The organism is Pseudoalteromonas sp. APC 3224 (assembly GCF_030407535.1).
GTDB lineage: Bacteria > Pseudomonadota > Gammaproteobacteria > Enterobacterales > Alteromonadaceae > Pseudoalteromonas.
Genome location: NZ_JASDDF010000004.1, coordinates 126,824 through 142,930 on the forward strand (window position 1 = coordinate 126,824; position 16,107 = coordinate 142,930).

The window sequence follows — 16,107 nt, forward strand, 5'->3', positions numbered from 1 at the left end:
CATGAAATTGTGTGGTCAATTTTTGCAACTTATCAAGGCTAATGCTGACTCGCTCAAGTAAAGGAAGATGGATATTGTCGATGTGTTAACACGCTGATTGCTGTTTATACTGTCTTAAAGCATTGAAAGTACATAACCTAAGATAGATGCCTGCTTTTGTTTTTAGTGCTTAAGGCGCCTGTTATTTGCAGTTGTTGACTGTTGCTAAACCTAAATCTATATTTGCAACAATATAGCCAAACTCTTTCTTAGTTAACTTTTTAGCCTGATATCGTTGCTTAGCTAATTCGTGACTCCAAGCCTTTTCACATGGAGCTAAGGGAATAGCTGTATCAATCATTAAAAGGTGTTCTTCCTGGATCACACCGCCTTTTTTAACAATGCTTTTAGCGCAAAGGCTTAAAGCATATTCAACAGCAAATTTATCAATACTTGGCATACCTATAAATTCTACATCACAACCAAGTTTCTCATTACCTTTAATATCAACATAATAAAGCTGGCCTGACGTAGTACAACCAGATATAAATAAGATGATAACGAGTAATAAAATATGTCTGATATTCACTTTGCCTCCTTGTACACATAAACCCACATATAGGGCACAAAAACGTAACAGCAATTTGGTTAAATTATGCAGAGCACCAAACTCAATCGCCGTATAGTTTTGATATCCAACGAGCCTGCGAGTGCATTGATGGTTTTGTTATTTGCCAGACCTTGAATAGATTGATAGCAAAGGAAACTTACTTTCACCAAAGTTGATAGTTAGCGATAGTGTCTCATCTGCTTTGAATGATTGTAAAAACTCCAATGGTGCAATTCGTTGCCCATCTGCAACGATAGCCATTAGGTGTTTATTAGTTAGACTTCGTCGACCTGATGCCATATTAGTCAAAGTTACTACCGCCCAACGCTCACCAGAATCATTACTCATTAATACAAAATTATTTACACTAAAATCACTCTGCTCTGGCTGAATGTTTGATTCATTTGGAAAGGCTAAATTAAAACTATTAGGTACAACTCTATCAATAGAAAGTACCTCTTCATCTGAATGGGCACCGAATGTACAAACCAGCAATATCAAAGACATCCGTTTCAACATAAATTCTCTCCTAATGACTTATAACGCCAAGCTTAACCGGCGCAAAATAGCAGACTAAAATTAACGACGAAGGAGCGCAAGCCTGCTATTTTGCGTCCTTTGATTTAAGCATTTGTTAGCATTACGCTTCCGATAATGCTTGCAAGTAGCTTGAATTAAAGTTTGTAAGTAGATTATTAAGGTAATTAAAGTTAATCTGATTTGGTTTAAAACTTAATCCTTTTTCAATATTAGCCATGTGCTTTTTTAGCATTGCTTTATCTTTAGACCAAAAAGCGATATTCCCTAAAATGAAATCATTCCAATACATTGGGAACTCGCTTAAGTCTTCATTTGGATTCAAAACTTTTTTTGCATGAACAATCGCTTGTTGATAATTACCCGCTAACCCTTCCATTTGCGCTAAATGCCATGTTAATGAACTTTCTTTTGAATTATTATGTTCGATAAATCTCTTAATTAAAATGGCTGCTTCGCCATGGCAACCTGACTTTTCTAGTAGTCTAAATCCAGCATCATATGTTTGATCAAATTGCTGATAGGTTAGATTTAGATCTTCTTTTAACCTTTTTTGCAGGGCAATTTCACAATCAGCAAAGGCAAGATTTGATATAAATAAAAAAGCAATTGGTAAAAGTCTAGTTTTCACAATAGTTCCTTAGTAATGCTAACGCCAAGCTTTGCTGAGTCCTTGCTTGAGCGCCTTGTTACAAGCCGTTTAATGCAAGCCTATATCATTTAATATCCATTTTAATTGAGGGTCATTTTTTGAAATATAGTCATCAATTGATACTTTGATATGAACATTTGGGTATAACGCATCTTTATTATCACGAGTAAAGTGATACATGCGCTTTGAGTATGTTACCTCTAGGTTAGAGTTAGGTAAAATAAATTGCCCCATATCTTGGTAACCTGAAGGTTTGGCACCAGTAGGTTCACCAACTAATTTTGCATTCAATAATTGTGAAAACTGAGCAGCATTACTCATTGCTGCTGAGAAAGTTGTATTATCAATAAGAACATAAACACCTGACTTCCAATCTATACTGTCAGCCAGTACGAGTAGTTGAGTCAATTTTAAACCTACAAAAAAGTCCCCACCATAATTGTCTCTAAGGTCAATTATTAACTTTTTAGATTTGTTTTTATTAATGAAGGATAATAAATCTTCGCCCAGTGATTTCATTTTTGAGATTGATGTATAACGGCGAAATTTAAAATAGATCACTTTCTTATCGTTTAACGACCCAAACCAAAGATTCTCGTTAAGTTTTTCCTCAATCGAAAATATGGAATTGTTTAGATAGGTGAGTTCGGCTGTGTACTCATTTGAGTGAGATGGTTCTAATTGCTGTTCAATTAGTTCTTTACCTATTGTGAATGTGAATCGAGCTTGAAATGTATCGTTGATAACTCCCAGCCCATTAAGTAACTCGGCTTTTGGGATATATTGTGCTGCTCTTACTTGTGTTGAGTATTTGTTTTCAGAAAATGGTGTTAGTTGAGAAAATAAACGGTAGATTTCTTCTGCATTCATGTCGTTAATTTTCTCAAGTTTTGCACCAAGGAGGTGCTTAAAATCCTTGGTAGTTTTAATTACATAAAGCTCACCCTTGAACACCTTTAATTGAATAGGAAAACTTTTTAAATTAGCTCCCCACAAAGGAAATGATGTATGCCCATCACCTATTTTGTGAGTTAACCTCATCAGTTCAATTAATAACTGATTTTTCGTTAAGGAGGATAGAGAGCTTTTAAGTTGCGTTACCTCTTCATTAAAGCTTTGCCTAGAAATCGTATGGTAAAGATCTATATGTTTTTCAGACAAATTTCGTGAATAAAACTCAAGATCCTCTTGCCAACTTTCAACCTCTAAATCAGTAATGCCAAAACAATAGAGAGAAATCATTGATAATAAAATTGAAAGGGAAAGTCTCACTCGGTACTCCTTTAGGCTTATAACGCCCGCAACATCGGACAATTGTTCCGCGTGCTTGCGTTTGTTAGGCATAGATTGCCAACCTTTCTTCAAGCGCTTTATCATCAATACTCATAAGCTCTTGTTTCGTAATTATGCAAACTAGGTCTTTTCCCTTTCGACCTTCAGACTCTGCAGTAAGTCGATTTATTAATCGATTGTACTTTTCTTCATTATAAGCCTCTGAATCAATAACAATGAGGAGAAGTGTATTAGGCAGCCTGTTTGTCACCTGGGAATATACACTTTTTGCATAAATATTTTTTAAATATACTTCTCGAAGCCAGCCGAAATTAAACCCCTTTCTTATATATTTAACTTCAACTATATAGTCTTTAGTTAACAGGGCCTTACCACGAAGCAATATATCCAATTCAACGTTCGCTACCATTTTGTTGTGACTAACGTCGAATTTATTACCATACACCTTTGATAACTTGCAGTAGACAAGCTCTTCCACTTTTGAGTATTGCGATCTAAATGAATTAACAATGTAAGACTCAGAACTTCCAGATTCTGCAACCTGAAAACTCTCATATTCTGATGTTTCTTTTTCTTCTATTTCATCTTTGGTTGCATCGCGAAGTGACTGCTTTTTTATTTCGACATCGAGCCTTGTTTGCTCATCAAGATGAAGCTGGTTTTTCCTCCAGTTTTTCAAGCCAAGGAAGATAAATATCATCCCCACAATAGAACCGATTGAGGAGAACCATGGAATAAAGCTAACGATAAACGAAACGGCATACTGCCTTTTAATTACTACCGCCTTGGCCACATCTGATAGTGCGTTTATCTCTGACTCTGGTCGGAATAGATCGAAAGGCTCCTTTAGAAACAACCAAGGAGCCAAAATAGATAGGGTTATCAACACTACACCTAGAGATACTATAAATTTATATAGATCTCCAAATTCAAACTTCATCTTCGCTCCTTCTGATGCCTAACGCCTCATTAAGAGGCAATAAAATAGTTGGTTAAAATAAGCGAGGCACGAGCAAAAACCAACTGTTTTTTGTGATCTTCACCCGATAAAGTGGACACCGTCCACGTTTCAATTAACTGCCAATTCAAACTCGGCAGGTGATTTATATCCTAAACTCGAATGCAATCTCTGTCTATTGTAAAAATAATTTAGGTAAACCTTTAATTTTGATAATAGTTTACCACTGCTCTCAAATTTATTTCCTCGAATTAAATCTGCTTTAAGCGAATGAAAGAACGACTCGACTTCTGCGTTGTCATTACAGCACCCAGGCCTATTCATACTGGCTTTGATGTTTTTGCTAGCCAAATACTTTTGTACAACGTGAGCACGGTATTCTGCGCCTCGGTCAGTGTGAAATAATACACTATTTGTTGGCTGTCGTTTCTTTATCGCAAGCCTTAGCGCCTTTAACGTAAGGTCTGTTGTTTTGTTTTTACCAAACGCCCAGCCGATTACTCGACGTGAATATAAGTCGATAACCACAGCAAGGTAATGCCAACGAGCGCCGACTTTTAAATACGTAATATCGCCAGACCATTGCTGATTGATCCCCGTGGCCTTTTCACTATCTTTGCGTTTGTTTTCTATCTCTTTATAAAAGAACTTCACCTTCACCTTCGCCGGTTTGCTGTAAGTCTTAAGGGCTCTGGCTCTTAAACCGTTTTCTCGCATTAAGCGGGCAACACGTTTTTGGCTTGTGTTTATACCTTCTTTTTTTAGCGCATGAAATACGCGTGGGCTACCATAGGTTTGATGATTTACATTGAAAACGTGCTTTATCTTCAACAACAAATTAGCATCTGACAGCGCTCTAGCTGACACTGTTCTATCACGCCAAGCATAAAACCCACTACGCGAAACATTAAGCCAAGAACACAAGTATTTTATACCTAAGGCTTGTCCGAATTTTTGGATGAATCCAAATCGTTCTGATGTACTTCCGCCAGATACCGTTGCCACTTTTTTAGCAGGTCATTCTCCTGCTTAAGACGCTCATTTTCTTTCTTAAGCTTTTGAATGTTATCCAGCTCTTTTTTTGTTGGGAATTTACTCATTGTTTCATTGTTGCTTTGATAGCGCGGTACGTTTTTAAACTTACCTTCTCGATACTCTTTTCGCCAACGACTCAGCATTAACGGATGAATATCTAGCGCCTCGGCAACGTCCTTTGACATGACATCGTCTCGTAAGCTTAGTTCGACTGCTTTGATTTTAAAATTAACTGGGTAAAACCATGTCTTTCTAGGTTGGGTATATCTAGGCGTTTTAGCCTCCTCAAAGTAATGAGGAGGTGTCCACTAAAACGGGTGAGGAGCATTGTCCTTGTTAAACAGCTTGTTATATTACGGACTCACTTTTTTGCTAAAATAAAAACCGAATCATTAGGCTCAAACTCTTCATATTCAATTTCTTCAAGTATTGTAAATCTATCTCTGATTAATGACAGTAAGCGATCTTTATTGTGATATATTGCTTTCATGTCCCCGTCTTCGAAAACCGTATCTCCAATCCAAAAAGAATGAGCAATAACCCCATTTTCATTAAGCAATTCAAATTGATTTTTTAGAGATTTTTCAATTAAATCTAATTCAAAATGTTGATAAACTTTACATGAATAAATACCATCATATTTTTTATCTGATTTTAAACTAACAGCATCTAAAATTATAAACTCTCCCTCGGAAAACCGAGCTTTGGCTTTTTCAATAAACTCTTTTGAATAATCACTTCCTGTGACTCGATACGTATTTGATAACCACTCAAAGTCATTCCCTGGACCCATACCAACCTCAAGAAGACTAGAACCTTCTTTCAAATGATTTAACAGTTCGTTTTGAAATTTAGAATTATCATAGCCATCACACATTCTAATATAATCTTCAACACCATCTTTCGTCTCATATGTTTTCATTTGGGATACTCATAAAGGTCTATTTTGAACTCAATAATTCATATAAACATTGAGTAATATAACGCCCTAATAATGGGCTAAAAATAGTGGGCTAAAATGGAGCGAAGCGAATAGCCCGCTGTTTTTAGTCCTGTTAATTTGCTTGTTATGTGCCTGATTTTCCAAGCCTATATTGTTCTATACTACCAGCGATAAAACAAATGCCAACATAAAACCAAATGCTGCTTGCTACAATTTGCCAAATATCTAAACCCGAAGAAGCAACAAAGGTTGGAATAGCAATTAAACCACGCAACGTACAAAGCACAGCAATGGTAATTAAAGCTGATTTAAGCAGAGGAACTTTGCGAATTAAACCAACCGCAGAAAAAGCAAAAATAGTACAAGCAAACATTAAACTTGCTACGATCATAGTTCCAATTGGAGCAAGTAAAGTTCCTTGAGCCGCAGAGTCTATGATCTGTTGAGGTGCACGAGCAAATGCGAACCAACTAGGGCCGCCAAAAATACAAAGAAGGTGCCATACAGCAGAAGCGGAGGCAATAATACCTGCACTAATTAATAATTTGGATTGAATACTAAAGCTCAATGCTAACTCCATTTTGCACTGGCACATAACAATTTTATAGTGCGCTCATCGCGCATATTTCTGCCAACGATACGCTCATGTATTTTATAAATCATTTTTACCAAATAACTTAACACATTGCTATATATAATTTTTTATTAGCACTCAAACTCTCAATAAAAGAGAAAATGCGCGCGCCGCTCATTTTCTTGAATATGTGTGCATCACAACTACACTGTATATAAAAACAGCACTATTATTGGTAATAGTATGAAAACACATTCCCATTTTTAAATTACATAGCTGAATATATGCTAGTTCGTCAATATTCATTACGCACCGTAGATACCTACCTAAGATGGATTGCATCTTATATCCATTTTCATAATAAACGCCATCCCGCCTCAATGGGGGACAATGAAGTCGAACGCTACTTAGAACATTTAGTGTTAAAGCAAAACGTTGCACCACGTACGCAAGCCACCTCACTCAATTCATTGTCATTTTTATACAAGCACATAATAAAAAAAGAACTCTCATTAAATTTAAATTTTGCCCATAGTAAAAAACAAGCAAAGCTCCCTGTAGTGATGACCCCAGAGGAAGTTAAAATGTTGATGGCTCATTTAAATAAGCGCTATTATTTAATTGCAGCCCTCATGTATGGAAGTGGCTTAAGAGTAATGGAAGCGGTGCAATTAAGGGTGAAAGATATTGATTTTGATTATAAATGCATTCAAGTATGGAATGGAAAAGGTAATAAACACCGCATTGTTACGCTGGCCACAGAGCTAATACCTATGCTGAGAAATCAAATTTTGAACGTTGATGACTATTTAAAACTGGATTTAAATAATACGGAATATTCTGGCGTATGGATGCCATATGCTTTAACAAAAAAATATCCAAGTGCCGCAAAATCGCTTGCGTGGCAGTATTTATTTCCTTCCCATATATTAAGTTCAGATCCTCAAAGTGGTGAAATAAGACGACATCATTTTCATCACTCTTGTATTAGAAAAGAGGTTAAAAAAGCCGTCCAAGAATCAGGATTAACAAAAATAATAACACCTCATACATTAAGACACTCTTTTGCTACTCATCTACTGCAAAATGGCGCCGATATAAGAACTGTTCAAGCTCAGCTTGGCCATTCTGATGTTAAAACCACACAAATATATACCCATGTACCGCAACAAGGTGCCAACGGGGTTGTTAGCCCTTTTTCAAGATTATAAGCGTCTCTTTTTAATCCTCTACGCATACATATTCGCTTTAAGACCAATACCGCTATCTATTTCTACTTTGAAAACCAATAAAAAAAGCCCCGCTTGATGTTACTCAAGCAGGACTCCACACTAATTTTGTATCAATAAAAGCGCCTAAACTGCAGGCGCTTTGCATTATTGAATTTTATTGGTTAACCACGCTTTTAAGCGGATTAACTGGCTGTGCGTTGTCGTCTAGGATGTTCATATCGAAGTCGAACTCATCAACACGAATCGCTTTTTCACGCTTTTTGTTGTAATCACTTAACTGAACAAATTCAGCGTCGTTAATTACTTTTGCAGCAAGTGCATTTTCAAGCGTGATTGAAAAACGCGTGCCCGGCTTAAAGGTTTTAGCACGTAGCGCTTTTTTCACTTTTGCTAATAGCTCAAGTGACGCCATTTTAGCTTTGTAAGCTTGCTCGTTGATGTGATGACCATCACCTTCAATTGGCTTAACTAAATGCGTTATTTGCGCTTTAAATGCCGTATCAAGCTGAGCTTGTTTTGCTAGTTCACGGATTAAATCATCGCTGATTTTTGGCATTTTAGTTGAGTAGTTCATGGTAATGAAACGGATGAACTTACGAGTACCACTTGCAGGGAAGTTATCTAAGAACTTGTGCAATGCTTCTTCTGCACTTTGTAGTGCAAAACGAGTCGCATAATGGAAGTAAGGAGCCGCTTGCTCACGCTCGCTGCTTGCTACTTTTTGCTCGTAATACTTAATAGATGCCATAGCTGCATACAAGAAGCTCATTACATCGCCTAAACGTGCTGAAAGCATTTCAGCTTGCTTTAATTTACCGCCAAGTACTAGTAACGAGAAGTCAGCATATACAGCTAATTTAGCTGATAATTTATGTACTGCTTTTTCGTAGTCACGTACTTCTGGTAACGCAGAGTTTGCGCCAGCTGTGAATGGTAGTACACCTAAGCGGAATGCACGTAAGCTATTTGCTGTGCTGTAACCAACCGTTTTACGTAAAATACCGTTAAATTCTGCATCTGCGTTTTTGTCATCGCTGTGGATAGACTCAACCATAGACTGTAAGTATGGGTGACAACGCATAACACCTTGACCAAAGATCATCAGGTTACGAGTAAGAATGTTCGCGCCCTCTACCGTAATGGCAATTGGCTGCGCCACATAACCGCTAGCAAGTGTATTTTGAGGACCATTCTGAATTGCTTTACCCGCTTGAATATCCATTGCTGAGTCAAGCACATCACGACCAAGCTCTGTCATATGGTATTTAGCAATTGCAGTTACTACCGATGGTTTTAAGCCCATGCCTAAGCCTTCAGTTGTCAATACTCGCATTGCTTCTTGTAGGTATGTTTTACCTGCGATATCAGCTAGCTTTTCTTGAATACCTTCAAATTGACCAATTGATAAACCAAACTGTTCACGCACTGCTGCGTATTCAGAAGCAGATTTAAATGCAACTTGTGCTGTACTTACACCTAATGCTGGTAATGAAATACCACGACCTGCGCCTAAACAGCTAACTAGCATTTGCCAACCGCGACCGATGTTTTTCTGACCACCGATAATAAAGTCCATTGGTACAAATACTTTGTTACCACGTGTTGTACCGTTGTAAAAACGGATACCCATAGGATCATGACGGTTACCAAGTTCTACACCAGGGTGCTCTTTTGGAATAAGTGCACAAGTAATACCTAGGTTTTCTTTGCCACCTAGTAGACCATCTGGATCAACTACTTTAAACGCTAAACCAAGTACAGTAGCAATTGGTGCGAGTGTAATGTAGCGCTTGTCCCATGTAATTTCTAGGCCAAGTACTTCTTCACCGTTGTACATGCCTTTAGTTACGGTACCTACATCAGGAATACCGCCTGCATCAGAACCTGCTTCTGGGCTGGTTAATGCAAAACATGGAATGTCTGTACCATTTGCTAAACGTGGTAAGTAATGTGCTTGTTGCTCCTCTGTACCAAAGTGAAGTAGTAACTCACCTGGGCCTAACGAGTTTGGTACCATTACAGTTACCGCAACAGCTGAACTTTTCGTTGCAATAGTACCTACAATTGTTGAGTTAGCGTATGGGCTGAACTCTAAACCGCCAAACGATTTAGGGATGATCAGCGAGAAGAAACGCTCTTTTTTCAAAAACTCTAAAATGTCGTTTGGTAAATGAATACCATTTTGAATGACTGAATCATCAATCATGCCTAGTAGTTCTTGTACTGGACCGTCTAGAAACGCTTGTTCGTCTGCGGTTAATTTTGCCGCAGGTACATCGCGTAGCGCGCTAAAATCTGGTTTACCTTGGTAGATAGACCCTTCTAGCCATACATCGCCAGCGTCTAGCGCTTCTTGCTCAGTAACTGAAATACTTGGTAATACTTTTTTTAATTTTGTACGTAAACTCATAACGAACTCATCCGACCAGATAAATAATACCTACATTACGTCATAAAAATCGGTTTAGATCAATTACTCTATTCAATTAATTAACAGTTTTTTCAATTTATTTTCTTTACCTGAACGTAAACTGTTGAAATAAAAAGGCTTACACATGTACGCTGAATTATTATTTTTTTTGTTAAAAATTTAATAATTCTGGTTGTTGGCGCCGCAAATACGGATTTGGTAATAAAGTAGAAACAAAAAAGCGCAGCCTAAAATTAGGCTGCGCTTTTTAAATATGGGAATGTGAGTAAACCTAGCTTATTTTAACCACTTGTTTACCTGTAAAACCACCTGCTAACTGGTTGTTTAATGCGCTAGAAACAGCCTTCGCGTTAAAATCAACAGCTAATACTTCTGGAGGAATTATTTCGCCATTAGAGACCGTTTCAAGCAACAAATTACCCATAAAACTCATGCGCTGCTGCGCGCATAGGCTATTGGCTAACCACGCGCCACCTAAGGATACAATACTAATATTGGGTGCTCTACGGTACATTAGCTGCTGTTCAAAATTAGGCAGTGGATTTAAACAAGCAATACGACCACAAAAACGCATTAGCTCGATATTTTGAATGGTCGATTCCCCACCCATAATATCAATAACGGCATCAAATCCTTGTGGGCCAAGCTCTCGGCGAATTTTGTCACATAAGGCTTTGTCATTGTAATCAAAGACTACATCAGCCCCTAGCTGCTTAACCAATTTGTGGTTACGCTTGGAGGCGGTTGTAAATACATCGGCACCACGCTGCTTTGCAAATTGAATAGCAAATTGACCTACAGCACCTGCCCCGCCTTCAACAAAGAGGGTATCGCCTTCCGTTACGGCTAATTTATCTAAGCTGATAAGCGCTGCCATTCCGGCGCAGGGCAAAGTAGCAGCCTTATCACTGGCTAATTGCTTGGGAATGATAGACACTGCATAATTAGGCACTTTTGCGTATTCGCTCAATATCCCTTGCTCACCAATACTAGCGTGCCACATTACACGCTCACCCACGCCAGGAAATACGCCTTTACCCGCTTTAACCACTACACCCACTGCATCCAAGCCTAAAACATGCGGATACTGCCATAAACAAAAGCCAGATTTAGCAAATTGCGCATCCACCGGATTTAAACCAACATACTCCACTTTTACTAACAGCTCATTACCTGTGCATTGAGGCACAGGTAATTGTATATCCGTTAAGTTAATATCCTCATTAGGCTCTATTAAGGCAATAGCCTGCATAGATGAAGGAATAGTATTTGGGTTTGTAACTACAGTATTAGGCATCAAAAACTCTACTAGTTAGTACTACTTAACGCGTAACTCCATCGTCCATTAAATGACTGGTAAGCATTTACCTTAGCCAGTAACGATGAAATAGTTGAATCAACGGCATTTTCTTGTGCTATTAAAACATCCTGACGTGCATCTAACAACTCTAAGTAAGGAATTTGCCCTTCTTCATACATTGCTTGTGCTTGCAAAAATGCATTATTAGCAAATTGATACCGCTGCTCAGCAAAACGCGATTGCTGTGCTTGATTGACCAAGTATTGCAATGAAAGTTCACTCTCGTTAATCGCTTTTAACACAACTTGTTGATAGTCAGTATAAGCAGCTTGACTTAAAAACTGCTGCGCATCACGCTGAGCCAACAACGCAGGATAACTCAATAAAGACCATTGTACTTGTGGTGCAACTTGCCACTGCTGCTGGGTGTCGCTAAAACCATTACTGCCCAAACTTAGCACGCCTGCAAAACCACTTAAGCTGATATCGGGTAATAGAGCTTTACTGGCTGCCACACTTAAACTATTTGCTTGGCTAAAGTCATATAATGCACGGCTAATATCAGGCCTTAGTGCAATAGCCTGATTTGGCTTTGCTAGTGACACTTGAAATGCCTTGCTCAATACAGCACGTTCATCTTTAATACTCAGTGATTGCGTTGGTTGTGCACTTAATACCGCCAGCGTAGATAAGTCACGAAACTTAGCATATTCAATCGCCGGAATGAGCGCTTGTTGCTGCCTAAGTTGCGCCATGGTGCGGTTTAAATCAAGCTCATTTGCCACACCTTCATCTACTTGCGCCTGCAGCACTTGAATGCTTTGTTCAAGTGCTTCTATTTGCATTTCAATAATTTGTTGCTTTTGCAGGTTGCCTTGATAGCTGGCAAACCCTTTAACCACAGATGACACAACTTCAATTTGTAATAGCCTAACTTGCTCTGCTTGGCTCATAGCTTGTGAATTTGCGGCATCAACGAGTGCAGTTATTCGACCAAATAAGTCGAGCTGCCAGTCAAGTGCAACATTTGCACTTGACTGTCGGCTATTGGTATCGCCTAGTCCACTTCGTTTAGTTCCAACCTCAACACCGCCTTGCGGTAAGTATTGTGCTTGTTGTTCACCAATACGTGCCAACACACTTTTAAGCACTAACTGACTCGTTTGTAAGTCGTAGTTATTAGCTAATGCGTTGCTAACAAGCTGGTTTAATTGCGCTGAACCTAACTTGTACCACCAGTTTTGCTCATCTTCACCAACATACTGTTCTGCCGATATTGCTTGGGCAACAAACTCGTTTACTTGTTGTTGCTCAGCTGCTGTATCTATTTTGCTCGCACAGCCAGATAACACTGCAATCGCTAACACTGAGCCTAAAAATGCCGGCTTTTTAAATTTGTTTAAATGTAATTTAGTCATTTGAAGACTCCTCAGCGCGCTGCTTTTTTACCACCAGCATGTAAAACACTGGCGTAAATAATAGCCCAAATACAGTCACACCAATCATACCTGAGAATACTGCGTTACCCATTGCATGACGCATTTCAGCACCGGCACCGGTTGCCAACACTAACGGAATAACACCCGCGGTAAAGGCAATTGAGGTCATTAAAATAGGACGTAAACGCATACGGCACGCTGCCAACATAGCCTCAAGGTGCGATAATCCAGTGTCGTGTTTATCTTTGGCAAATTCCACCATTAAAATGGCGTTTTTAGAGGCCAGTGCCACCAGTACAATTAACGCTATTTGGGTAAATATATTGTTGTCTGAGCCTACCAACCACACCCCTAATAACGCTGAGAAAATAGTCATAGGTACAATTAAAATAATGGCCAGTGGTAAACGTAGGCTTTCATACTGTGCTGCCAATACCATAAACACGAGCAATACCACCAGTGGGAACACGTACACCATAGTATTACCAGCAAGTACTTGCTGATACGTTACCTCAGTCCACTCATATTCAATCCCAGTAGGTAGCGTTTTCGCCAGTACATTTTCAATCGCTGTTTGCGCTTGGTCTGAGCTGTAACCTGGCGCTGGGCTGCCGTTAAGTTCAGCACTTGGGTAACCGTTGTAGTGCATAACACGATCTGGGCCTATAGTTGGCGTTACCGTAAGCACTGAGCCTAGTGGCACCATATTACCTGCACGATTACGTACTTTTAGGTTTAGTATTTGCTCTGGGTCTACCCTAAATTCAGCATCTGCTTGAGCATTTACTTGGTAGGTACGACCAAACATATTAAAGTCGTTTACATACACTGAGCCTAAATAAATCTGCAATGAGTTAAATACTTCATCAAGCGCAATACCTTGGATAAGTGCTTGTTCGCGGTCAATATCAATATCCATTTGCGGTACTTGAATTCTAAAGCTTGAATACAGCCCCATTAACGCCGGATCTTTTTGCGCCGCAGCAATCACTGATTGCAAGCTATTAAATAATGCTTCAAAGCCTTTATTTGCTCTATCTTCAATTTGCAGCTTAAAGCCACCTGTAGTGCCTAATCCTTGAATTGGCGGTGGCGGAAATACAGCCACAAACGCTTCATCAATTGCCGCAAAACGCTGATTTAACTGCGCCGCAATAGCCGAAGCCGACATACTCGGATCGGTACGCTCTGCAAAAGGCGCCAATGGAGTAAACACAATGCCGCTATTAGGGCTATTAGTAAAACCATTTACAGATAGGCCTGGAAACGCCACAGTGTTTGCAACACCTGGAACCTCGAGCGCTATTTGCTGCATTTGTTTTACTACCGCTTCAGTTCTGTCTAAGCTTGCTGCATCTGGTAGCTGCGCAATGGCAACTAAGTATTGCTTATCTTGCTGTGGTATAAAGCCACCAGGTACCGCGTCAAACAGCTTAATCGTACCGCCAACTAAAGCAACATAGGCAACCATTACCACCACGCTCATACGAATAAGCTTTTGTACTAGCTTTTCATACCCTGTTGCACCACGGTTAAACAGTCGATTAAATGGCTTGAATAACCAGCGACCAAATAACTTATCTAATAAGCGGGTAAACGCATCTGGTTTTGCGTCGTGCGATTTTAACAATAAGGCTGCTAGCGCCGGCGACAATGTCAGTGAGTTAAACGCTGAAATAACTGTTGAAATAGTTATGGTTAAAGCAAATTGCTTATAAAACTGTCCAGAAAGTCCAGTAATAAAGGCCGTTGGAATAAATACCGCACACAATACCAATGCAATCGCAATAATTGGGCCGGTTACCTCTGTCATTGCAACGCGTGTTGCTTCAAGCGGCGATAAGCCGTTTTCTATATTTCGTTCAACATTTTCCACCACTACAATCGCATCATCAACCACAATACCTATAGCCAGTACTAAACCAAATAGCGATAAGGTATTAATAGAAACACCAAGCCATTGCATTACAGCAAAGGTACCAATGAGTGAAACTGGCACAGCTATAAGCGGAATAATAGATGCGCGCCACGTTTGTAAGAATACAATAACTACAATAACAACCAATGCGATTGCTTCAAGCAATGTCGCTATTACCGCATCAATAGAGCCACGAACGAATACCGTTGGATCATAAACAATGTCGTATTCAACACCTTCAGGAAAGTCTTTCGATAAACGTGCCATGGTTTCACGCACCTGATCTGAAAGCTCAATGGCATTTGAACCCGGGCGTTGAAATATTGGCATTGCCAATGCAGGTTGATTATCAAGTTCAGCACGCAGTGAGTAAGAGTCTTGGCCTAAGTCAACACGCGCCACATCTGACAAACGCGTAAGTTGCCCTTGCTCACCTACTTTAATAATGACCTGCTTAAACTCTTCAATGCTATTTAGGCGGCCTTTCACGTTTAATAAAATTTGAAATTGGCTATCGTTAGAGATTGGTTGAGCACCTAAGCTACCCGCTGCAACTTGCTGATTTTGCGAGCGCAAAGCAGCCACAACATCGGTTGCTGTAAGCTCACGTGCTGCTAATGCATCTGGATTTAACCACACACGCATAGCATATTTACCACCACCAAATAACTGAATATCACCCACGCCAGGTAAACGTGCTATTTCATCTTTAATGTTTAAATCGGCATAATTTGATAAATACGCCGTATCATGGCTATTTTGGGGTGAATATAAATGCACCACCATGGTTAAATCGGGTGATGACTTTTCAGCAACTACCCCTAAACGCTGCACCTCTTGTGGTAACCTCGGTAATGCACTATTTACTCGGTTTTGCACTTGTACTTGAGCACGGTCTAAATCCGTCCCTAAGGCAAATGTTACGGTTAAAGTCATGCGCCCGTCACTGGTCGCTTGTGAAAACATATATAACATGTTTTCAGTGCCGTTTATTTCTTGTTCAAGCGGTGTTGCCACTGTTTGTGCAATAACCGTTGGGTTTGCGCCCGGGTAACTGGCTGTCACTACCACTGTGGGTGGCACAACTTCTGGGTATTCACTGACTGGCAGCTGAAATAAAGAAATGCCACCCGCAATCAAAATAATCAGCGACAGCATGGCCGCAAAAATCGGTCGCTGGATAAAAAAGTGTGAAAATTTCATTTA

13 protein-coding genes are annotated in these 16,107 nt (G+C 39.4%); 1 reads left to right on the forward strand and 12 read right to left on the reverse strand.

The genetic code is table 11. The features are described from left to right. Window positions 1-181: 181 nt before the first annotated feature. From QL989_RS03340 to QL989_RS03375, 8 genes are all read right to left on the reverse strand, one after another. Window positions 182-568, reverse strand: a complete 387-nt coding sequence (locus QL989_RS03340; protein WP_290168208.1) for a hypothetical protein — start codon at window positions 566-568, stop codon at window positions 182-184. Between the two features lie 138 nt (window positions 569-706). Beyond that, on the reverse strand, window positions 707-1,108 hold the full coding sequence (locus tag QL989_RS03345; protein ID WP_290168211.1) for a hypothetical protein: 402 nt from the start codon (window positions 1,106-1,108) through the stop codon (window positions 707-709). Between the two features lie 121 nt (window positions 1,109-1,229). Further along, on the reverse strand, window positions 1,230-1,757 hold the full coding sequence (locus QL989_RS03350) for a hypothetical protein (protein ID WP_290168214.1): 528 nt from the start codon (window positions 1,755-1,757) through the stop codon (window positions 1,230-1,232). Window positions 1,758-1,826: 69 nt separating this feature from the next. Beyond that, window positions 1,827-3,122, reverse strand: coding sequence for a S41 family peptidase (locus QL989_RS03355; RefSeq protein ID WP_290168216.1), 1,296 nt, complete (start codon window positions 3,120-3,122; stop codon window positions 1,827-1,829). After that, on the reverse strand, window positions 3,115-4,011 hold the full coding sequence (locus QL989_RS03360; RefSeq protein ID WP_290168219.1) for a hypothetical protein: 897 nt from the start codon (window positions 4,009-4,011) through the stop codon (window positions 3,115-3,117). The genes QL989_RS03355 and QL989_RS03360 overlap by 8 nt, the downstream gene beginning before the upstream one ends. 129 nt (window positions 4,012-4,140) lie before the next feature. Further along, window positions 4,141-5,285, reverse strand: a protein-coding gene (locus QL989_RS03365; protein WP_290168271.1) for an IS3 family transposase whose coding sequence is annotated in 2 segments (ribosomal slippage) — window positions 4,141-5,031 and window positions 5,034-5,285 — 1,143 coding nt in all. Because the reading frame shifts where the segments join, the coding sequence is not laid out codon by codon here. Between the two features lie 140 nt (window positions 5,286-5,425). Beyond that, entirely contained in the window at window positions 5,426-5,986 is a 561-nt protein-coding gene (locus tag QL989_RS03370) for a class I SAM-dependent methyltransferase (RefSeq protein ID WP_178957216.1), read from the reverse strand. A 145-nt stretch (window positions 5,987-6,131) separates the two neighbouring features. After that, on the reverse strand, window positions 6,132-6,575 hold the full coding sequence (locus QL989_RS03375; RefSeq protein WP_290168222.1) for a hypothetical protein: 444 nt from the start codon (window positions 6,573-6,575) through the stop codon (window positions 6,132-6,134). 278 nt (window positions 6,576-6,853) lie between these two features. Here QL989_RS03375 and QL989_RS03380 point away from each other — a divergent pair, with 278 nt between their 5' ends. Further along, window positions 6,854-7,792 carry an integron integrase gene (locus tag QL989_RS03380; RefSeq protein ID WP_290168274.1) on the forward strand — a complete coding sequence of 313 codons (939 nt, stop codon included), beginning with the start codon at window positions 6,854-6,856 and terminating at the stop codon, window positions 7,790-7,792. A gap of 175 nt (window positions 7,793-7,967) precedes the next feature. Here the strand turns inward: QL989_RS03380 and QL989_RS03385 are convergent, their stop codons facing one another. The 4 genes from QL989_RS03385 to QL989_RS03400 form a co-directional block, all read right to left on the reverse strand. Continuing rightward, the gene (locus QL989_RS03385) at window positions 7,968-10,223 is read right to left on the reverse strand and encodes an acyl-CoA dehydrogenase (RefSeq protein WP_290168224.1); all 2,256 of its coding nucleotides are present in this window, start codon (window positions 10,221-10,223) and stop codon (window positions 7,968-7,970) included. A 292-nt stretch (window positions 10,224-10,515) separates the two neighbouring features. Further along, window positions 10,516-11,541 (reverse strand): zinc-binding dehydrogenase, encoded by a 1,026-nt coding sequence (locus QL989_RS03390; protein ID WP_290168226.1) that lies wholly within the window; start codon window positions 11,539-11,541, stop codon window positions 10,516-10,518. An 11-nt stretch (window positions 11,542-11,552) separates the two neighbouring features. Then, window positions 11,553-12,962 carry a TolC family protein gene (locus tag QL989_RS03395; protein ID WP_290168228.1) on the reverse strand — a complete coding sequence of 470 codons (1,410 nt, stop codon included), beginning with the start codon at window positions 12,960-12,962 and terminating at the stop codon, window positions 11,553-11,555. Beyond that, complete coding sequence (locus QL989_RS03400) at window positions 12,955-16,104, reverse strand: multidrug efflux RND transporter permease subunit (protein WP_290168230.1); 3,150 nt, start codon at window positions 16,102-16,104, stop codon at window positions 12,955-12,957. Before QL989_RS03400 ends, QL989_RS03395 begins: the two co-directional genes overlap by 8 nt. Window positions 16,105-16,107: the final 3 nt, after the last annotated feature.